The sequence below is a fragment of the Micromonospora sp. PTRAS2 genome, assembly GCF_054052245.1.
The window spans coordinates 650,422-667,957 of record NZ_JBSWBU010000001.1 but is presented as its reverse complement, the minus strand read 5'-3'; the positions used below and the strand labels follow the sequence as shown (position 1 = coordinate 667,957).

At 75.3% G+C, this 17,536-nt stretch carries 22 protein-coding genes and 1 riboswitch; of the genes, 7 read left to right on the top strand and 15 right to left on the bottom strand.

Features of this window, described 5'->3' with window-relative positions:
* The first annotated feature begins 10 nt into the window (after positions 1-10).
* The 4 genes from ACVMYR_RS03195 to ACVMYR_RS03180 all read left to right on the top strand — a co-directional run bounded on the left by ACVMYR_RS03195 (position 11) and on the right by ACVMYR_RS03180 (position 3,235).
* On the top strand, positions 11-988 hold the full coding sequence (locus tag ACVMYR_RS03195) for an AraC family transcriptional regulator (protein ID WP_158229361.1): 978 nt from the start codon (positions 11-13) through the stop codon (positions 986-988).
* A gap of 17 nt (positions 989-1,005) precedes the next feature.
* Positions 1,006-1,204: riboswitch (cobalamin riboswitch) on the top strand.
* 35 nt (positions 1,205-1,239) lie between these two features.
* Positions 1,240-1,884 (top strand): 5,6-dimethylbenzimidazole synthase, encoded by a 645-nt coding sequence (bluB, locus tag ACVMYR_RS03190; RefSeq protein ID WP_457121076.1) that lies wholly within the window; start codon positions 1,240-1,242, stop codon positions 1,882-1,884.
* A 73-nt stretch (positions 1,885-1,957) separates the two neighbouring features.
* Entirely contained in the window at positions 1,958-2,284 is a 327-nt protein-coding gene (locus ACVMYR_RS03185) for a hypothetical protein (protein WP_457121075.1), read from the top strand.
* A 99-nt stretch (positions 2,285-2,383) separates the two neighbouring features.
* On the top strand, positions 2,384-3,235 hold the full coding sequence (locus ACVMYR_RS03180; protein ID WP_077935538.1) for a Rieske 2Fe-2S domain-containing protein: 852 nt from the start codon (positions 2,384-2,386) through the stop codon (positions 3,233-3,235).
* A gap of 250 nt (positions 3,236-3,485) precedes the next feature.
* Here the strand turns inward: ACVMYR_RS03180 and ACVMYR_RS03175 are convergent, their stop codons facing one another.
* The 12 genes from ACVMYR_RS03175 to ACVMYR_RS03120 form a co-directional block, all read right to left on the bottom strand.
* Positions 3,486-4,691, bottom strand: a complete 1,206-nt coding sequence (locus tag ACVMYR_RS03175; RefSeq protein ID WP_457121074.1) for a LysM peptidoglycan-binding domain-containing protein — start codon at positions 4,689-4,691, stop codon at positions 3,486-3,488.
* A gap of 16 nt (positions 4,692-4,707) precedes the next feature.
* The gene (locus tag ACVMYR_RS03170; protein ID WP_256092041.1) at positions 4,708-5,079 is read right to left on the bottom strand and encodes a hypothetical protein; all 372 of its coding nucleotides are present in this window, start codon (positions 5,077-5,079) and stop codon (positions 4,708-4,710) included.
* A 140-nt stretch (positions 5,080-5,219) separates the two neighbouring features.
* Complete coding sequence (locus ACVMYR_RS03165; RefSeq protein ID WP_077935545.1) at positions 5,220-5,699, bottom strand: TadE/TadG family type IV pilus assembly protein; 480 nt, start codon at positions 5,697-5,699, stop codon at positions 5,220-5,222.
* Positions 5,696-6,289 (bottom strand): TadE/TadG family type IV pilus assembly protein, encoded by a 594-nt coding sequence (locus tag ACVMYR_RS03160; protein WP_457121073.1) that lies wholly within the window; start codon positions 6,287-6,289, stop codon positions 5,696-5,698. Before ACVMYR_RS03160 ends, ACVMYR_RS03165 begins: the two co-directional genes overlap by 4 nt.
* Entirely contained in the window at positions 6,289-6,498 is a 210-nt protein-coding gene (locus ACVMYR_RS03155; protein ID WP_077935539.1) for a hypothetical protein, read from the bottom strand. The genes ACVMYR_RS03160 and ACVMYR_RS03155 overlap by 1 nt, the downstream gene beginning before the upstream one ends.
* A gap of 28 nt (positions 6,499-6,526) precedes the next feature.
* Complete coding sequence (locus ACVMYR_RS03150) at positions 6,527-7,390, bottom strand: type II secretion system F family protein (protein WP_457121290.1); 864 nt, start codon at positions 7,388-7,390, stop codon at positions 6,527-6,529.
* Entirely contained in the window at positions 7,390-8,343 is a 954-nt protein-coding gene (locus tag ACVMYR_RS03145) for a type II secretion system F family protein (protein WP_457121072.1), read from the bottom strand. The genes ACVMYR_RS03150 and ACVMYR_RS03145 overlap by 1 nt, the downstream gene beginning before the upstream one ends.
* The gene (locus tag ACVMYR_RS03140) at positions 8,292-9,878 is read right to left on the bottom strand and encodes a CpaF family protein (RefSeq protein WP_228986631.1); all 1,587 of its coding nucleotides are present in this window, start codon (positions 9,876-9,878) and stop codon (positions 8,292-8,294) included. The genes ACVMYR_RS03145 and ACVMYR_RS03140 overlap by 52 nt, the downstream gene beginning before the upstream one ends.
* Positions 9,868-10,668, bottom strand: coding sequence for a P-loop NTPase family protein (locus tag ACVMYR_RS03135; protein ID WP_077935546.1), 801 nt, complete (start codon positions 10,666-10,668; stop codon positions 9,868-9,870). Before ACVMYR_RS03135 ends, ACVMYR_RS03140 begins: the two co-directional genes overlap by 11 nt.
* Before the next feature lie 2 nt (positions 10,669-10,670).
* A complete protein-coding gene (locus ACVMYR_RS03130; protein WP_457121071.1) occupies positions 10,671-11,330 on the bottom strand; it encodes an SAF domain-containing protein in 660 nt (219 codons plus the stop codon).
* Positions 11,327-12,322 carry a hypothetical protein gene (locus ACVMYR_RS03125; protein WP_457121289.1) on the bottom strand — a complete coding sequence of 332 codons (996 nt, stop codon included), beginning with the start codon at positions 12,320-12,322 and terminating at the stop codon, positions 11,327-11,329. Before ACVMYR_RS03125 ends, ACVMYR_RS03130 begins: the two co-directional genes overlap by 4 nt.
* Positions 12,319-12,858, bottom strand: a complete 540-nt coding sequence (locus ACVMYR_RS03120; protein ID WP_228986630.1) for a hypothetical protein — start codon at positions 12,856-12,858, stop codon at positions 12,319-12,321. The genes ACVMYR_RS03125 and ACVMYR_RS03120 overlap by 4 nt, the downstream gene beginning before the upstream one ends.
* 642 nt (positions 12,859-13,500) lie before the next feature.
* On the opposite strand from ACVMYR_RS03120, the gene ACVMYR_RS03115 reads away from it, so the two are divergent.
* Positions 13,501-14,247 carry a prepilin peptidase gene (locus ACVMYR_RS03115; protein ID WP_457121288.1) on the top strand — a complete coding sequence of 249 codons (747 nt, stop codon included), beginning with the start codon at positions 13,501-13,503 and terminating at the stop codon, positions 14,245-14,247.
* Between the two features lie 15 nt (positions 14,248-14,262).
* Here ACVMYR_RS03115 and ACVMYR_RS03110 read toward each other — a convergent pair whose 3' ends face one another.
* Entirely contained in the window at positions 14,263-14,886 is a 624-nt protein-coding gene (locus ACVMYR_RS03110) for a phosphatase PAP2 family protein (RefSeq protein WP_091282417.1), read from the bottom strand.
* A 79-nt stretch (positions 14,887-14,965) separates the two neighbouring features.
* The gene (locus ACVMYR_RS03105) at positions 14,966-15,457 is read right to left on the bottom strand and encodes a hypothetical protein (protein ID WP_091282413.1); all 492 of its coding nucleotides are present in this window, start codon (positions 15,455-15,457) and stop codon (positions 14,966-14,968) included.
* A 189-nt stretch (positions 15,458-15,646) separates the two neighbouring features.
* On the opposite strand from ACVMYR_RS03105, the gene ACVMYR_RS03100 reads away from it, so the two are divergent.
* A complete protein-coding gene (locus ACVMYR_RS03100; protein WP_228986629.1) occupies positions 15,647-16,489 on the top strand; it encodes an SAM-dependent methyltransferase in 843 nt (280 codons plus the stop codon).
* A gap of 69 nt (positions 16,490-16,558) precedes the next feature.
* Here ACVMYR_RS03100 and ACVMYR_RS03095 read toward each other — a convergent pair whose 3' ends face one another.
* Complete coding sequence (locus tag ACVMYR_RS03095) at positions 16,559-16,816, bottom strand: hypothetical protein (protein WP_077935551.1); 258 nt, start codon at positions 16,814-16,816, stop codon at positions 16,559-16,561.
* A gap of 170 nt (positions 16,817-16,986) precedes the next feature.
* Here ACVMYR_RS03095 and ACVMYR_RS03090 point away from each other — a divergent pair, with 170 nt between their 5' ends.
* A complete protein-coding gene (locus ACVMYR_RS03090; protein WP_431895385.1) occupies positions 16,987-17,523 on the top strand; it encodes a hypothetical protein in 537 nt (178 codons plus the stop codon).
* Positions 17,524-17,536 lie beyond the last annotated feature (13 nt).

The following is a 17,536-nucleotide window of genomic DNA, read 5'->3' as shown; positions in this document are numbered from 1 at the left end:
GGGTGAATTGGTGACTTCGGGTAATCACGGCCCGCCCACGCTCACCCGGTTCTCGACCAGCGACCCGGCGGAGGCGGCGCACGTCTACGAGACCGCGTACGGACGCAGCGTGCGGCTGGCCGCCGTGCCGACCGGGCTTCCGCTCCGCCACGACCGGTGGAACGCCGGTGCGTTCTGCATCGACGACGTCAGCATCGCCCTCGACCTGCGGGTGCAGGCGGAACCCCTCGGGTACGTCCTGCTCGCCGCCCCCCGCCGGGGGTGCTTCGGGCGCCGCTGCGACGGTGTCGACGAGATGGTCGGGCCCGGCGAGGTCGCCGTGCTGTACCAGCCCGACCTGCCCGGCTCCTCGTGGTCCAGCGACCTGGACGTGACCTGCGTCCTGCTGGACCTCTCGCTGATCGACCAGGTCGCCCGCGCCGATCCGGACCGGCCGCTGGCACCCCTGCGGTTCGTCAGCTTCCGGCCGATCCGCGCCGAGGCGGAGTGGCGGTGGCGGCAGACCGTCCGGTACGCGGAGTCCGTCATGGCCGCCGGCGGCGCGCCGGGCGCGTCCCCGCTCGTCCTCGGTGGCCTCGGCCGCCTGCTCGCCGCGGCGACGCTCGCCGCGTTTCCCAGCAACGCCCTCCGGGAGGACCGGCCGTGCGACCGGGCCGACGCCCACGCGGGGACCCTGCGCCGGGCGATCGCCTTCATCGAGTCCGCCGCCGGGACCGACATCGGCCTCGTCGACATCGCCCGCGCCGCCGGCGCCACCCCCCGCGCCGTGCAGCTCGCGTTCCGCAGTCAGCTCGGCATGACCCCCCTGGCCTACCTGCGTCGGGTGCGACTCGACCTGGCCCGCCAGGAACTGTCCCGGGCCACGCCCGGCGACGGCACCTCCGTGGCCGCGACCGCCGCGCGCTGGGGATTCGCCGACCCGCGCCGCTTCGCCGCCCGTTACCTCACCACGTACGGGGAACTGCCCGGCCGGACGCTGCACCGCTGACACGGGTTAGCATCGCCGGCGGCACGATCATGCGAGGTGCCCCGCGGGTGCGGGGAGAATCGGGAAGCCGGTGTGAATCCGGCACGGGCCCGCCGCGGTGACCGGGGAGCCACCGTCCACGCGCGAGGAGCGCAGCCACTGGCCGTGCGGCTGGGAAGGCGGACGGGCAGGCGTCGATCCGGGAGTCCGAAGACCGGCCTCGCGTCGACCGCCCACCCGCTGGGTGGGCCGAGCGCAGCGGGAGCCTGCCTGTGGAACTCTACGACGCCATCCACCGCCGCCGGGACGTCCGGGCCCAGTTCACCGGGGAGCCGGTGCCGGCCGACACCCTGCACCGGATCCTCGACGCCGCGCACGCCGCGCCCAGCGTCGGGTACTCGCAGCCGTGGGACTTCGTCCTGGTCCGGGACGCCGCCGTCCGCCGCCGGTTCCACCGGCACGTGCAGGCCGAGCGGGCCACGTTCGCCGCCACCCTGGACGGCGCGGCGGCCGAGCGGTTCGCGCGTATCAAGATCGACGGGGTGCTGGAGTCGACGCTGGCGGTCGTCGTCACGTACGACCCGGAGCGCGGCGGCCCGGCCGTGCTCGGGCGGCACGCCATCGCCGACGCCGGCCTCTACTCGGTCTGCCTGGCCATCCAGAACCTCTGGCTCGCCGCCACCGCCGAGGGGCTGGGCGTCGGGTGGGTCTCCTTCTACCGGGAGCCGTTCCTCGCCGAGCTGCTGGGCGTGCCGGCCGGCATCCGGCCGGTGGCCTGGCTCTGCGTCGGGCCGGTCACGCACCTGGAGGCCGTGCCCGACCTGGAGCGGCACGGGTGGCGGCGACGCCGGCCCCTCGCCGAGGCGGTGCACCACGACCGCTGGCCGCAACGGGTGACCGACCGACCAAACGGCTAATTCAGGTACGTCTATGCGGTGGCTAGGCTGGCGTGGCGCTGAGTCATCACTTAGCTACGTTGGGAGGAGTTCCATGCGTACCACCGTCAAGGTCCTGGCCGCGTCCGCCCTCGCCGCCCTGGGCCTCGCCGCCGGTGCCACCCCGGCCCTCGCCGCCGCCCCGGCACCCTTCTGCGAGTCCATGGCGTCTCAGTTCTACTGCGACGCCAGCAGCGCCGGCACGACGACCTGGAGCATCACCTGGTACTCCGGCAGCGTCGGCACCTTCACGACCGCCGGGTCGACCCTCTTCGCCACCTGCCCGGCCAGCAACCTCGGCCACCCGGTGCGGGCCAGCTACAGCTACTTCGACGGCAGCACGACCCAGTACAGCGGCACCACCCAGTTCATCTGCCGGTAGCCGGGGTCCCGCGTCCGGCGTACGCGCGACCCGTGCGTACGCCGGACACCCGGCACGGCTGCCCGGTTTGCGACCGCTTCTGCCGGGAAGTCGGACGGAATGCGGGCACTCTTGACGAAACTCGAACAGGCTTCGGCCCTGGACCAGGCCGGCGACCGGCTGCAGCGCGGCGTCCAGGCCACTCTGCGCCCGCAGCGGGTCCGCGACCTGCTGCACGGCGTCTTCATCGGCCATCCGCTGCACCCGGCGCTGGTGCAGGTGCCGGTCGGCTCCTGGATCAGCGCGGCCGTACTCGACCTGATGCCCGGCCAGCGCCGGGCGGCCACCGCCCTGGTGGGGCTGGGCACCGTCAGCGCCGTCCCGGCGGCGATCGCCGGCCTGAACGACTGGGCGGCCCTCTCCCGGGAGCAGCGCCGCGTCGGGCTGGTGCACGCCGCCGCCAACGCCGTCGGCCTGACCCTGTACGCGGGCTCGCTGGCGGCCCGGCTGCGCGGGCGGCACGGGACGGGGCGGGCGCTGGCCTACCTCGGGCTGGGCGCGGCGAGCGCGGGGGCGTACCTCGGCGGGCACCTCGCGTACAAGCAGGGGGCGCAGGTCAACCAGAGCATCTCCGAACTGCACCGGATCGGCGAGGGCTGGCACCCGCTGGCGGACATGGCCAACCTGCCCCAGCGGAAGCTGGTCACCCGCGAGGTGGACGACGTCTCGGTGATCCTCTACCGGCACGGCGACGAGGTCACGGTGATGCTGGAGCGCTGCCCGCACCAGAGCGGCCCGCTCGGCGAGGGCGAGGTCACCGAGATCGACGGACATGCCTGCGTCGTCTGCCCGTGGCACGGGAGCGCGTTCCGGCTCAACGGAGGCGAGGTCATGCACGGGCCGTCCGGGAACGACCAGCAGATCCTGCCGACCCGGGTGGTCGACGGGGTCCTGGAGGCGAGGCTGCCCTGAGGCCCGGCCGGCCCAGGCCAGACCTGCGGGCCCGGCCGCCATGTCGGCGACATGGCGGTTTCCCGCACGCCGGATGCCCCCATGTCGGCGACATGAAGTCGATCATTCGCCCCGCCCGGCCCCGCCCGGCTCGGCTCGGCCCCGCTCGGCCCGGCCCGGCCCGGCTCGGCCCGGCCCGGCTCGGCCCCGCCCGGCTCGGCCCGGCCCGGCTTGACCCCGCCCGGCTCGGTGCCGTGCCTCGGCTCGGGGGTCAGTCCCGGCGGTGCCGGCCGGTGACGAGGGCCCGTGCGCTGCTGGTGGCCCTGGCGACCGCCGGCCGGCGGCGTAGCCCGAGGACGGCCCCGATCTGCGCTCCGACGATGCTGGCGACGGCGAGTACCGCGGAGACGGCGAGGGGCCGGTTCATCTGGTCGCCCGCCCCCGCCCGGGACGCTCCGGCGGCCATCGCGGGCTGCGGCCCTGAGGGCGGCTGGGCGACCTGCTGGGTGCCGTGCGACGAGCCCGCCGACGACGAGCCGGCCGGCGGCTGGGCGGCGGAGGGGCCGGGGGCGGGGCGGGTGGCCCGTGGCGAGGTGGGCGAGGGCGGCGTGGGCGAGGGCTGGGCCGCACCTGGTGCGGCCGGCGCGTCGGCGGCGGGCGGGGTGGCGGGTGCCGACGGCGGCCGGGGGGTGACCGTACCGCCGGGGGTGGGCGTCGTGGGCCGGACCACCAGCTTCCCGGTCGCGTGCCTGCGGGCCCCGGTGTCGTGGACGCCGTCGGGCAGCGTGATCAGCTGCCCGGGGCGGATGCGGTCGGGGTCGCCCAGCCGGTTCAGCTTCGCCACGTCCCGGTAGCGGTCGAAGTCGTCGAGATAGCGCTCGGCGACCTCGCCCAGGTAGTCGCCCTTGGCGACCCGGTACACCGTCGGTTCCGCCTCCTGCCGAAGGTCGGCCGCCGTGGCGGCCGTCGGCATCGTTGCCCGGGCGTCGACCACCGGCAGCGCGGCGACCGGGCGGGCCACCGGTGCCCCGGCGACGGCGGCGGGTGCGGCGGCGGGATACGGGCCGGACAGCACGGTGGCCGCGCTGGCGGCGGCCGGGCTCGCCGCGATGATCAAGGCCACCGAGCCGACCAGCGCCGCGGCGGCGCGCTGCTGCCGGCTCATCCCGGGCAGCCGGGGTGCCGGTCGGCGTAGCGTCTGCGCGCCCAGCTCCACGAGCACGGAGAAGGCGAACGTGGCCCAGCCGAACCAGCCGACCAGGGCCAGCGCCCGCAGGAAGAGCTGACCGTCGTCCCGGCTGGTGAGCGTGGCACCGATCTCGGCGAGGCTGGGCAGGTGGTCGGGCAGCGGGTTCCCGGCGAACGCGAGCAACGCCACCGGCCCCCCGACGAGTACGGCGATCAGCACGACCAGCGCGCCGAACCCGGTGAGTACCTGCCCGACCCGCCGTGCGGCGGAGCGACCCGGTGCGGCCATGGCGTGCCTTCCCTTCCTAGGGGCCCTCGGTGAGGGCGCGTGCGGTTGCCTCGCCGGAGACGGTGACGGCGGCACCGAAGCCGAAGAAGCCGAGCAGGTAGCGGTCGTAGGTGACGGTGACCTGGACGCGGATGAGCTTCTCCCCGTCGACGACGGGGAACTCGACGCTGTGGCCGGTGGCACCGGCGGCGGCGAGGTAACTCGTCACCGCCGCCCTGGCCGCCGCCTCGTCGATCTCCTTGCGGCCGCCCTGGATGGCCTTCGCCCGGTCGATGGACTGGCCGCCGGTGCGGGCCGCCTCGGCGGCCAGGTTGTCGGCCAGTTGCCGGGAGCGGAGCTGCCCGGCGCCGTCGAAGGCCAGGCCGATGATCGCGAGGACGCCGATCATCGCCGCCGCCAGGAACAGGCTGACCCGGCCCTCGTCGCCGCGCCACCGGCGTCCAGGGCCGGCGGCGGGGGTGGTGGCCCGACGCTCGTCCGGACCGTCGGCGGGGGCGGTGTGCACAGCTCCGCCGGGGGCGCGGGCGGTCACGACCGGCTCCGGTAGCGGTCCAGCGGGGAGGTGAAGCTGGCCGAGATCGTCCGGCTGGCCGCCATGTCGGGCAGCAGCGCCAGGTCGATGTCGGTGAAGGAGACGGTGCAGGTGACCTGCACCGTCACGGCGGCCGTCGTGCCGGGGCCGCTGTCGAACGCCTCGGCGAAGCTGGTCGGCGAGCCGCCCACCGAGCCGCGCAGGGTGAGCGTGGGCTGGCCGGCGCAGTTGGCCCGCTGCCAGTCGAGCTGGCTCTGCGCGGCGGCCAGGGCCTGCTCGCGCGCGGTCTTGGCGTCCCGGGAGATGGACGCGGCGCGGGCGGCGTCGTGCGCCGCCGACTGGACCGCCTCCTGCGCGATCGCGGTACGCCCGGCGACGCCGGCCAGCACCATCAGCCCGATGAACGCGGGGGCGAGGACGGCCACCTCGATGGCGACCGAGCCGCGCTCGGCTGCGGGGCGACGGCGGCGGCTCATCCGGTCGTCCACCGTTCGATCGTGCCGTGCGCGGTCTGGCGCACCGGGAAGCTGACGCCGGGGATGACCGACAACGAGTCCCCGCTGACCGTGCAGGTCACCTCGGCGACGTCGGTGACGCAGGCGGGCCCCGGCTGGTCCCAGCCGACCAGCCAGTCCCCGGCGGCGGTGAGGAAGTCGACCGCCCGCGCCTCGCCGGCCCCGGCGGGGGCCTCGTACAGGCGCTGGGCGTTGACCGCGCTCTGCGCGGCGTTGAGCGCGGTGGCGCGGGCGACGAACCAGGCGGCGACCTGGATCGAGGCGAAGAGCAGCACGAGGATCGCCGGCATCACCACCGCCAGCTCCACCGGGTTGGCCCCCCGCTCCGCCCCGCCCCCGGTGAGCCGCCGCCGGGCCGCCCGGCCGAGCCGTGGACCGCTGGTGAGCTGCCGCCGGGCCCGCCAGCCCAGCCGTACGGCGCCGCCGAGCCGCCGCGGGGCCCGCCGGCTGAGGCCGGCCCCTGACCGGGGCGGCCCGTGACGGCGCAGGCCGGCGGGCCGGTCGGCGGGTGCCGACCGGCTCCGGTCCACGCGGGTGGGGCGGTGGGTCATTACGGTGCCGTCGGGTCCTGGTGGGTCGGGATGTTGCTCATCCAGTCGTTGGCCCTGGCGAGGGCGAGCGCGGTTACCGCCATCGCCACGAAGACCAGCCCGAAGATGATCACTGCGGTCGGGACGGGGCTGTCGCCCCGCTCGCCGTCGCGGCGCAGTTCGGCCAGCCGTGTCGTCAGCGCGACGTGCAGATAGGCGATGAGGTGCATGGCGTGCTCCTTCGGAGGGGGAGGGGTTTCACAACCGGGCGAGGAACGGGTAGACGGCGAAGCCGAGCAGCACGAAGACCAGCAGGGAGCCCGGAATGTCCAGCCGGCTGGTGATCGCCTCGGCGCGGGCCAGGTTGTCGGTGCGGATCTGGTCGCGCAGGGAGTCGGCCCGGCTGCGCAGCGTCTCGTGCACCTGCGCGCCCTCGCTGCCCGACGAGCGCATGATCGCCCCGACGTCGCCCAGCTCCGGGATGCCGATCCGGTCGGCCAGCTCGCGCAGCTCGTCCCACGGCGAGTGCATCTGCATCTGGGCGATCCGCAGCGACTCCCGGATCCGGTCGAACACCCAGCCGTCGCAGACCGCCGCGGCCCGCTCCAGGGCCTGCACCGGGCCGTGCGCGGCCGAGAGCTGCAACGCCACCAGGTCCAGGTAGGTGCAGACCGCCTGGCGGAACTCGTCCCGGGCGGCGTCCGCTCGGGTCAGCACGCTGCGGTGCGCGATCAGGGCGGCGACGAACGCCATGCCGAGGCTGCCCAACAGCGGCACGGCCAGCGGCACGGACACGCCGCCGAGGAAGAGCACCGCGCCGAGGAAGGTCGGGGTGGCCAGCCCTACCAGGGCGGAGAGCAGCAGGGACAGGGCGTACTGCTCGGGGGTGCGGTCGAGCAGGGCGAGCTGCCGGTGCGGCGGGCGCAGCCAGCGGGCGAATCCGCCGATCCAGTCGGGCCCGCGCCCCGTGGTGGCCCGGCCGGTGCCCGGCGGCTGGTGCAGCCGGCGCAGGGCGGGGCCGAGCGCCGGTGCGGCCGGCAGGGCCTCCCGGACCACCAGGAACAGCCCGAGGCCCACCGCCGCCCCGCCGACGACGGCCAGGGTGAGGTGCCAGTTGAGGATCATCCGATCGCCTCCGCCGGATCGGGGGCGGGCAGGAAACGCGCCGGCCGGGGCGGCTGGCTCATCGACCGCACCCAGGCCAGCAGCCCGACGAACGCCGCGCCGAGCACGAGCATCACGAGCTGCCCGACCGGCGTACCGTACGGGCGGACGTAGTCGGTGTTGACCAGCCCGTACGCGATGGTCAGCAGGGTCATCCCGGTGAGGAAGCGCACCGCGAAACGCGGCTGGGTGCGCTTGGCCTCGATCTCCCGCCGGGTGGCGACCTCGGCGGCGGCGGCACCCGCGATCGAGCCGAGCACGTCGCCGAGCCGCTCGCCCCGGTCGGACAGGTGCAGGATCAGCGCCGCCACGACCTGGTCGCACACCGGGTCGCCGATCTCGTCGGCGAACGCGAGCAGCGCCGACTTCGCCAGCCAGCCGGCCTGGAGGCGGGCGGCGAGCAGGCGTACCTCCTCCTCGATCTCCGCGGGGGCGGTGGCCAGCGTACCGAGGATGGCCTGCTGGAGGCCCTGACCGGTCGACGAGACGTCCTTGAGTCGGCGGGTCCACTCGCCGACGGCCTCGATCCGGGCGATGGCCCGCTGCTCGGCCCGGCCGACGGAGAACAGCCACGGCGCGCCGGGCACCGCCACGGCGACCAGCAGGCCGACCACCGGCAGCCCGGTGAGCAGGAACGCCAGCGCGCCGGCCAGCACCGCCCCGCCGAGCAGGAGCTGGTGGTTGCGCCGCTGCCGGGGCGTGCCGGAGCCCTGCCAGAGCCGGCTCAGCCCGCCGCCGGGCCCCGCGCCGGGAGCCGGCCCGGCCGGCCGGGTGGTGCCGACCAGCGCCACGACGGCCAGCACCAGGCCGGCCACGCACGCCGCGCCGGAGATCACCGCGATCAGCTCGATGTTGGCGGTCACCGGGCCACCGCCCGCGCACCGAGCCGGGTGTGCCGGGGCCGCCGCCACGCCCCCGTGCCGGCGTCGATCCACCGGCCCAGCAGCCGGGCGTCGTAGCCCACCCGCAGCAACTGGTCGCGGACGCGTTCCGGCAGGTGTCGGGGGACCGCCCGGCCGTCGGGGCCCGGACCGAAGACCGTGGTGGTGGTGATCCGGCTGCCCTCGCCGACGCCGATGACCTCCTCCACGTGGGAGACGAAGCGGTGCTTGCGCCCGCCGATCGCGGTCTCGTCCTCGACGGTGACGTAGACGATCAGGTCGAGGGCATTGCCGGCCATCCGGCGGGCCTGGTCGACGGTCATCTCCCGGCCGTGGGAGAGCGCCAGCTCGACGATCCGCTCGCCCACCCCGCCCGGCGACCGGGCGTGGATGGTGCACATCGACCCCCGGCTGGTGGTCATGGCCTGGAGCATCGGCACGATCTCCCGGGACCGAACCTCGCCGACGATGATCCGCAGCACGCCCATCCGCAGCGAGACGGGGATCAGGTCGGCGATGCTCACCTCGCCGGCCGGGCGGCCGTCCAGCCCGCGCTCGCCGTGCCCCTCGCGGGCCTCGAAGCTCATCACCGCCCGGTGCTTGTGCCCCCGGCGGGTGGGCAGCAGCTCCCGGCTCTCCTCCAGCAGCACGTACGGTTCGTCGGCCGGGATCTCGTCCATCAGCGCCCGGATGACGGTGGTCTTGCCCGCCCCGGCCAGGCCGGCGACCATGATGTTCAGCCCGGCCCGCATGGACGCCCGGAGGAAGTCGCGCAGCAGCGGGTCGATCATCTCGTCCAGGTCGCCCCGGCCGCCGGCGATGTCGTCGAGGCTCACCTCGAGGGTGTTGTGCTTGCGGATCACCGCGTACGGCCGGTGGCTGACCAGGAAGACCGCGGCGAGCCGGCTGCCGTCGGGCAACTGCAGGTCGAGGGTCGGCTTCGAGGTGGACAGCGACCGCTCGGTCGCCCCGGCCCGGCGGGCCGCCGCCTGGAGGATCTCCACCAGCTCGTCGTCGCTGTCGGCGATCGGGTCGGCCCAGTCGACCCCGCCGCCGTGCCGGGTGATGCGCACCTGGTCGCAGCCGAGGATGTGCACCTCCTCGATGGTGCCGTCGACCAGCAGCGTCTGCAGCCGCCCCAGGCCGACCAGCTCGGCGGTCACCTGGTCGAGCAGCAGCCGCTCCTCCCCGGCGGCCATCGGGGTGCCGGCCCGGCGGACCGCGTCCGCGTACTCGGCGACCACCGCGACGGCGAGCCGGGCCCGCTCGACGTCCTCGGCGTCGGCGTCGAACTCCCGACCGCGCTGCCACAGGGTGAGCCGCTCGCTGAGCTCGCGGCGCAGCTCGCGTACCACGGCGAAGTCGACCCGGGGTCGGGGCGGGGCCGGCGCGACGGGCGGGGCCGGCGCGGCCCCCGCCGGCGGCGCGGGCTGCGGGTGGCCGCCGCCGGTCGGCGCGGGTGGCGGGTGGGGGCCGCCCGACGCGGGGGCGAGCGGCGGGGCGATGGAGGTCGCGGCGGGCTGCCGCGCCACCCGGGGGTCGTGCGACACCGGCTCAAACCGCACCCGGCACCCCCTGGGTGACGGGCCAGGTCAGCCGCGCCCGGCGGCGGTCCAGCAGCGCCCGTACCGGCACCTCCAGGGCGCCGGCCGCGCGCATCAGCGGCCGTCCGGCCCGCAGGGTCCCGCCGAGGGTCAACACCTCCGCGGTACGCGGGTCGTCCGGCAGCCGCGCGATCACCGGCAGCCGCAGCGCCTTGCTGATCTCGCCCCGACCGTGGCCGTCGCCGACCGGCAGCAGCCGCAGCGTGCCCGGCGGCACCCGGTGCTCGGTGAAGTCCCGCTCGATCGCCCGGACCATGGCCTGGGTGGCGGAGAGGTCGGGCAGCCGCGCCCGGGTGACCAGGAGGACCACGGCGGCGGCGCGCAGGATCGGCCACGGCGGGCCGGCGACCTGGAGCCGGCCGCAGTCGACAAGCACGTCGTACGGGGGGTCGCCGCGCTCCAGGTCGAGGAAGAAGTCGGTGAACCGCTGCCAGAGCGGGGCGACGCTGCCGGCCTGGGCCGGGTCGACGACGCCGGGCAGCAACAGCCGCTCCCGGCGCGGGGCGTCCAGGTCGACCAGTTGCGACCAGAACGCCGTCTCCAGGCTGCCGTCGCGCAGCTCCCCGACGGCCAGCTCGCCGATGCCCCGGGGCCCGTCCAGCGCACCGCCGAGGTAGCCGGCGAGGATCGAGCCGCCGGCCGGGTCGCACTCGGCGAGGATCAGCCGCCGGTGCCAGGTCAGGGCGCAGGCGAGCGCGGACGCGGTGACGCCCGGCGAGCCCTTGGCCGAGACCAGCGCGATGATCGCCATGCTCAGGCCGCCCGGGTCAGCACGACCGCGATCCGGCTCTGGGCGGCGAGCGCCACCACGGCGGGCACGTCCCGGGCGGTGAGCGCGACGTAGACCACCACGCTGCTGGTGCTCGGGGTGGCCGTGTCGATGACGGTCGCCTCGAACCGGGTGCTGGAGGCGGACTGCCCGCCGGAGCTGCGGTCCGGGGTGCTGACCAGCAGCACCCGGTCGCCGGGGTGCAGCCGCTTCGCCGGCACCCGGCCCGGGGCGAGGTCGAGCGCGAGCTGCTGCTGGCCGGGGCCGAGCAGCGGGTCGTCGGTGAGCTGGCCGAGGGTCAGCAGGGTGCCCGGGGTGAGGGCGACGGCCGCCCGCATGCCGACCACGTCGTCGAGTTGGGCGGCCGGCACCGGCCGCAGCCCCTGGCCGCCGGCCACCTGCACGGTGACCAGGTCGTCCGCGCCGAGCGTCCGGCCCACCTCGACGGGGCGGGCGACCGCCAGGTAGCTGCCGGTGGCCCGCACGGAGGTGACCGCGAACGCCGCGCCGAGGCCGCCGAGGGCGATCAGCAGCACGGCGAGGCCGAGCAGGCCGGGCCGGACCCGCCGCTGCCGGACGACCCGAGGTGGTGCGACGGGAGCGTCCACCGGCTGCCCGGTCCCGTTGCGCGTAGCGAGACTCACCGCGTCACCACCTGAAGTTCGTCGATCTGGACCTGGATGATGCCGCTGGTGCGGGTCTGCGGGATGTCACCGCTCTGGTTGCCACCGGTCCAGTGGACGTTCCAGTGGGTCGTGGCGAAGACCTCGTACGTGTCGGCCTTCGCGTAGCCGGCGTAGCCGCAGTCCGGCGAGGGGCCGCCGGCACCCGGGCCCTGCGGGTCGTACGGGGTGCCGGGGCCGTCGCAGGTGACCTTGTCGCCGTTGTCCATGTCCCACACGATCTTGTCGACCTTCGCGGTGATGCTCACCGTCAGGCCCCGGTCGGACGCCGAAGCGCGCAGCGTGCCGAAGTAGCTCTCGCCGGGGCTCGCCCACATCCATACCGGGAGGCCGACCAGCCCGGAGCCGATGCGCTTGCGGGGCGCGACGGTCGCCCGGGGCGGCAGCAGCGAGATCGAGGCGAGCGCCCGGCGGGCCAGTTCCTCCGGGTCGGGCGGGGTGCCGTAGCCGGGCGGCGGCGCGTCCAGCAGGACCGGGTGCTGGGCACCGAGGTCTCCGCCGTTGCAGGTGGCCACGTACCACTGCTTGCCCTCGGGAGTGCCCTCCCGCTGCGGCTCCTCCAGCTTGTAGTAGCAGCCGTCGCCGTTGTTGAACCAGCCGAGGAGGTCGTCGTAGCAGGGGAGGACCTCGCCTAGATACTGGCACGTGCCGCTGCCGCCGCTCGATCCGTCGCCGTCGCCGGGGTTCCCGCCGCCGGGGTTGCCGGGGTTGCCCGGGTCGTCGTCCCAGACGTCGCAGTCGTTCTGGCCGATGGGGCACTCGATGCCGCCCTCGCGGGCCGCCGCGACGGTGACGGTCGGCGGTGCCGCCACGACGGCGAGCGCGAGGACCAGGCCGATCGCGGCCAGCAGCCGTGCGGGGCGGGTCGCGGCCAGCAGCCGCCCGGGATGGGTGGCGGGCAGCCGTACCCTGCCGTCGGCGGTGTGGGCCGCGCGGCGGCCCCACGGGGTCAGCACGGCTGGTCCTCGTGGCCGGCGCCGTAGTTGATCAACCAGCGGCCGTGGTACCGGGTGGCCGTGGCGGTGGCCAGGTGCCGGCCGCCGCCCGAGCCGGGCACCACCCGTTTGGTCTTGGCGTCGACCAGCCGGTAGCCGGTGGTGTCCAGGCAGTCCTGGATCTCCACGGTGGCGGGGACGGAGTCCAGGCTCACCGAGGTGACGGTGGGATCGGAAACGAAAGTTCCGGTACGCACGGCACCGTGCTCCTTAGCTTCGCGAATTGCCAGTCGAACCCTGGTCAACAACGGGTCGGCCAGGAATTTGGCCAGTTCCGGGTGGCGCGGATCGCTGCGTCGGCTCGCCGCCCGTGATGCCGCGAGATATCCGGAATAGGCGGCGAGCGCCGCCTCCCGGGCCGCCCGTTCCTCCGCCGCGGAATGGGTCGCGGTGGCGCTCGGCCCTGCCGTCGCATGGGGCCGAGCGGCGGCTTCCGGCTTCGCGCCGCAGGCAGCCACCGGCGTGGCGGTCAGGGCCGTGACCAGTAAGATCATCCATCGGCCGGGGCGCCGTGTTCGCAACGCCGTGCCTCCTCGCTGGCGACCCGGGGCGGGCGGTGCAGCGACCGTCTCCGGGCGTGCGGCAGCGCGGCCGGATCAACTCATCCGGGCCCCTCGGTTCACCGCCGCATTTACCTGTGCTGATCTTCCAAGAGCCGTGCACCGATGTCTTCTGTGGCCTCCGACGCCTCATGCTGGGGTTGCGTCGTACTCAAGGGGCGAGCATAAGCTGACGCTAGGCGATGCAACAGAGGCAATCTGTTCGAATACTCTGGGTGATGGATGGCGGTGATCACGGATGGCGGGCGTCGATGCCCCGGGTCGCGCTCCGCTGCTGTGCGGTGACCGCCGTCACGGTGTCGGGGTGTCTACGGCGGTTGGTCCGTTCGGCTCGAATGCGGGCCCGCTCCAGGCGGGTAGGCCCGAATTGCCCCCCGGCCGGCGGGGGATCGCCGCCGGGCGGGCGTCCCACCTGACCGGCGGCCCGGCGGGACGCGTGGCCGCCGGATTCCGCACCATCCGCTACACGTCGGCCAACCGAGAACTACTCACCGTGTCGCCCCGCCCGGGGGCGTCCAGGTGTGGGAGTCGGTCGTGACCGGGGAACGGCTCCGCCGACCGTCCGCCCCGACCCTCGTGTCGCCCGCGCCGGGCCGGCCTTCTCGCGTACGCCTGACGGCCCTGCTGGTCGGCACGCCGCTGCTCCGCCTCGCGGTCGCCCGGTACGCCGTACCGCCGGGGGAGCCGGACCGGGTCGCCTGCCCGCGCTGCGGCACGCCGCTCGGCCTCGACCGGCCCTGGCCCGCGCTGGGCCCGACGGCGCGGTGCGGCGGCTGCCGGGCCCGGGTCGGCGCACCGGCCGGCGCGGTCGAGCTGGCCGCCCTCGCGGCGCTGGCGGTGCTCGTGGCGGTGCCCGCCGCGCCGGCCGAACGGGCGGCCCTCGCCTGGTGGCTCTGCTGCGCGGTGCCCCTGGTGCTGGTCGACGCGGCCGTGCACCGGCTGCCCGACCGGCTCACCTGGCCGGCCGCCGCCGGAGTCCTGGCCCTCTACGGCGTGGCCGCCGCGACCTCGGCGGGGAGCGCCCCCTGGCTGCGCGCCGCGCTCGCCGGGGCCGGGCTGGCGCTGGCCTTCGCCGCCACCACCCTGCTGCTCGGGCGGCGTGGCTTCGGCCTCGGCGACGCCAAGCTGGCGCTCGGGGTGGGCGCGCTGCTCGGCTGGTACGGCTGGCCCGTCCTCGTCCTCGGCCTGCTGGTGACGTTCACCCTGTCCGCGCTGACCAGCCTGGTGCTGCTGCTGGCCCGCCGGGTCCGCTGGTCCAGCCACCTGCCGTTCGGCCCGTTCCTCGCCCTCGGCGCGGTCGCCGCCCTGCTGCTGGCCCGCTGACCGAGCCGCCTCCCGCTACGCGCCCGCGCTACGCGCGGGCCCTCCCTTCACCGGGCGGGACAGCCGGCGCAGCAGTTCGGCCGCCGGCCGCGCCAGCAGCGGGGCGCCGACGCCGGTGACCAGCGCGCCGAGCAGCAGGCCGGCGAGCACGTCGTGCGGGTAGTGCACCCCGACGAAGACGCGGGAGAACGCGGCGAGCACGGCCAGCGGAACCGCGTACCAGGCGAGCCGGGGGGAGAGCAGGACGATCGCCGTCGCCAGCGCCCCGGCGATCGTGGAGTGGTTGCTCGGGAAGGACCAGTCCCCCACGGGCGGGCACCGCTCGGCGATGATCAACAGGTCGGTCGGTACGCGGCAGGGGCGGTCCTGGTCCACGACGGTCTTGAGCAGCTCGCTGCCGCCGTACGCGAGGACCACGGTGGCCGGGGCGGCCACGGCGAGGGCCAGGTTGCGCGGCCCGGCACCCAGCTTGGGCAGGGCGGCGGCCACGAGGAGCAGGCCGAGCAGGACGATCGACCACTCGGTGAAGTGCGCGGCGAACCACTGGACCGGCTCGGGCGTGCCGTCGGCGAAGCTGACGACGCCGTGGTACAGACCATCGCTGAAGGGCGGAATCGATGACAAACCAGCGTTGATCATGATTCACCCTACCAAAAGTTCACCTGCTGTTCACCCGACCCCGGGTCGGTGAACCGACCGGGCCACGGGGCGAGGCGGCTCACGCCGGGGGTGCGGCCGGGCCGGGGACGGGGTGCTGCACCACGCCGGACATCCGCTCGACGACGTCCTGGAGCGCCTCGAAGGCGTACGCCCAGTTGTGGCACTTGAAACTGCGCAGCCCGTCGATCGGGGTCCGGCAGTCGACGCAGTGCACGCCGGGGATCGCGTCCGGGACCTCGGTGTTGACGTACCGACGGTCGCCGAGGATCACCCGGGCGATCATCGCGGGGTCGTGCACCCCGTGCAGGGCCGACGAGACGATGTCCAGCCAGGTCATCCGCCGACCGCACTTCGGGCAGTCCGGCTCGTCGCCGCTGACCCACAGCGGCGCGCCGATGCTGCGCGCCGGCATGCCGAGCAGCTTCTCGATCCGGCGTACGTCGTGCTCGGGGGTGACCCAGCGGTGTCGGCCGGGCAGCGAGGCCGGTGAGTCGTACACGGCGCGGAACAGGACCGGATCGACCTCGACGGTCTCCCGCTGGCGGGTCATGGCGACCTCCTCGACCTCGCGGCGCCGGCCTGGCCGGCACCCGCAGCCCACCGTCGCCCGGGTGGCCGACGGACACAACCGGATCAACGACACGACGGGCCTGCGGGCAGCCACGCGGGGTGCTAGACATTCAGGGCGCGTTCGCGGCGGGCTGCCGCGCGGCGGGCGCGGACCCCCGTGGAGGACACCGTGACCAGCGAGCCGGCACCGACCGCACCGACCTCCGGGCCGACGACCCCGCAGCCCGCGACCTCGTCCGCCGGGGGCGTCGAGAGCAGGCCGAACGTCGCCCGGATGTACGACTACTACCTCGGCGGCTGCCACAACTTCGCCGTCGACCGGGCCGCCGCCCGTCAGGTCCTGGAGATCTTCCCCGACACCGGTGTCGCCGCCCAGACCAACCGCGCGTTCCTGCGCCGCGCCGTGCGGTACGCCGCCGAGCGGGGGGTACGGCAGTTCCTCGACATCGGCGCGGGGCTGCCCACCCAGGGCAACGTGCACGAGGTGGTGCAGGCGGTGGCCCCCGACTCCAAGGTCGTCTACGTCGACTACGACGAGGTCGCCGTCGCGTACGCCCGGCGGTTGCTCGGCGACGCGGCCCGCACGGTCGTCGTCGAGGGTGACCTGCGTCGGCCCGACGAGTTGCTCGCCCACCCCGACGTGACGGCGTCGATCGACCTCACCCGGCCGGTGGCCGTGCTCCTGGTGGCGGTGCTGCACTTCGTGCCCGACGCGGAGGATCCCTACGCGGCCGTCGCCCGGCTGCGCGACGCCACCGCCCCCGGCAGCCAGCTGCTGCTGTCCCACCTGACCCTCGACGGCGCCCCACCGCTGCCCGCCCAGCAGGGTCGCGCCGTCTACCAGCAGAGCAGCGCCCCGCTGGTGCCCCGCACCCGCGCCGACATCCTGCGCTTCTTCGACGGGTACGAGCTGGTGGAGCCGGGCCTGTCCTGGCTTGCCGACTGGCGTCCGGACGGCGAGCCGCGAGCGGGGGTGTCGCACGGCTTCGGCGGGGTGGGCGTCCGCCGCTGAGCCGCCCGGCCGGGCCGGAGGGCTGCCGTCGGGTGGGGCCCGGCTCGTCGTCGGGCCCCACCCGAGCCCCTACAGGTTCCTGGGGCAGGTGGTGCGGTTGATGGTCGAGTAGGCGGTGCGGATGCCGTACTCGAAGTCGTCGAGGCAGTTTCCGTAGACGAGCATTCCGACTTCCACGGTCCTGCTGGCGTCGGAGTAGTAGACGATGGTGATGCTCTCGTTGTCCTTCGGGTACGGGATGGCGTGGGCCGGGCTGGCCACGACCGCCGTGGTGCCGGCGACCGTCAGCAGGGTGGCCACCACGGCGTTCCGCACGAGCTTCTTCACTGAGGCACCTCTCGATCGAGCGGGCTGGATGCGCTGATGATAGTCGTCCGTCGATCAATGGCGTAGGTGTGGCGGCGGTGGCTATCGTGCGGGGATGCCGATGACGGACGAGCCGTGACCGGGCGACCCGCCGCCGCGGACCACGACGGTGCAGCGGTGGGCCGGGCCCGATGAGCGACCCAGACGACGGAGCGCGCCTGGCCGGGGACCTGTCCGACCGGCTCGCCGCCCTCACCTTCGTCGACCTCACCACCGAGCGGGTCACCGAGCTGCTCGTCGACACGATCGCCGACTGGGGTGCGGCACAGGGGTGGCGGGTCTACCGGCGGGCGGCGAGCGTCGTGCCGCTGCCGCCCCCGATGTCCGGGCAGCAGTCGGTCGTGGACGTCGCCTGCGCCCGGCCGGCCGCGCCGCCGGTGGTGATCGAGGTCGACCACACCGACCGGCGTCGTACGGTCGAGAAGCTGCTCGCCGAGGCCGCCGCCGGGCGGGTGCCGATCTGGGTGCGGTGGGGCTCCCGGGGCTTCACCGCACCGCCGGAGCCGGTGCGGATGGCCACCCTCACCGTTGCCGCACGGCGCGGGGAGGCGGGCGTGCGCCTGCACTCCCGCCAGCCGGCGAGGCAGCTCCCGCCGCCGGAGCACCACGCCGAGCCGGTCACCGCCGGCCCGGCGGATCCCCTCTTCGGCCCTACGATCGCGGGCTGAGCCGGCCGCGTCC

What these genes read in the sequence shown, in the direction of transcription:
- ACVMYR_RS03185 (WP_457121075.1), top strand. Translation starts at nt 1,958, where the DNA reads ATGCGTACCACCGTCAAGGTCCTGGCCGCGTCCGCCCTCGCCGCCCTG.
- ACVMYR_RS03180 (WP_077935538.1), top strand. Translation starts at nt 2,384, where the DNA reads ATGCGGGCACTCTTGACGAAACTCGAACAGGCTTCGGCCCTGGACCAG.
- ACVMYR_RS03175 (WP_457121074.1), bottom strand. Translation starts at nt 4,691, where the DNA reads ATGGCCGCACCGGGTCGCTCCGCCGCACGGCGGGTCGGGCAGGTACTC.
- ACVMYR_RS03170 (WP_256092041.1), bottom strand. Translation starts at nt 5,079, where the DNA reads ATGATCGGCGTCCTCGCGATCATCGGCCTGGCCTTCGACGGCGCCGGG.
- ACVMYR_RS03165 (WP_077935545.1), bottom strand. Translation starts at nt 5,699, where the DNA reads ATGAGCCGCCGCCGTCGCCCCGCAGCCGAGCGCGGCTCGGTCGCCATC.
- ACVMYR_RS03160 (WP_457121073.1), bottom strand. Translation starts at nt 6,289, where the DNA reads ATGACCCACCGCCCCACCCGCGTGGACCGGAGCCGGTCGGCACCCGCC.
- ACVMYR_RS03155 (WP_077935539.1), bottom strand. Translation starts at nt 6,498, where the DNA reads ATGCACCTCATCGCCTATCTGCACGTCGCGCTGACGACACGGCTGGCC.
- ACVMYR_RS03135 (WP_077935546.1), bottom strand. Translation starts at nt 10,668, where the DNA reads ATGGCGATCATCGCGCTGGTCTCGGCCAAGGGCTCGCCGGGCGTCACC.
- ACVMYR_RS03120 (WP_228986630.1), bottom strand. Translation starts at nt 12,858, where the DNA reads ATGATCTTACTGGTCACGGCCCTGACCGCCACGCCGGTGGCTGCCTGC.
- ACVMYR_RS03110 (WP_091282417.1), bottom strand. Translation starts at nt 14,886, where the DNA reads ATGATCAACGCTGGTTTGTCATCGATTCCGCCCTTCAGCGATGGTCTG.
- ACVMYR_RS03105 (WP_091282413.1), bottom strand. Translation starts at nt 15,457, where the DNA reads ATGACCCGCCAGCGGGAGACCGTCGAGGTCGATCCGGTCCTGTTCCGC.
- ACVMYR_RS03090 (WP_431895385.1), top strand. Translation starts at nt 16,987, where the DNA reads ATGAGCGACCCAGACGACGGAGCGCGCCTGGCCGGGGACCTGTCCGAC.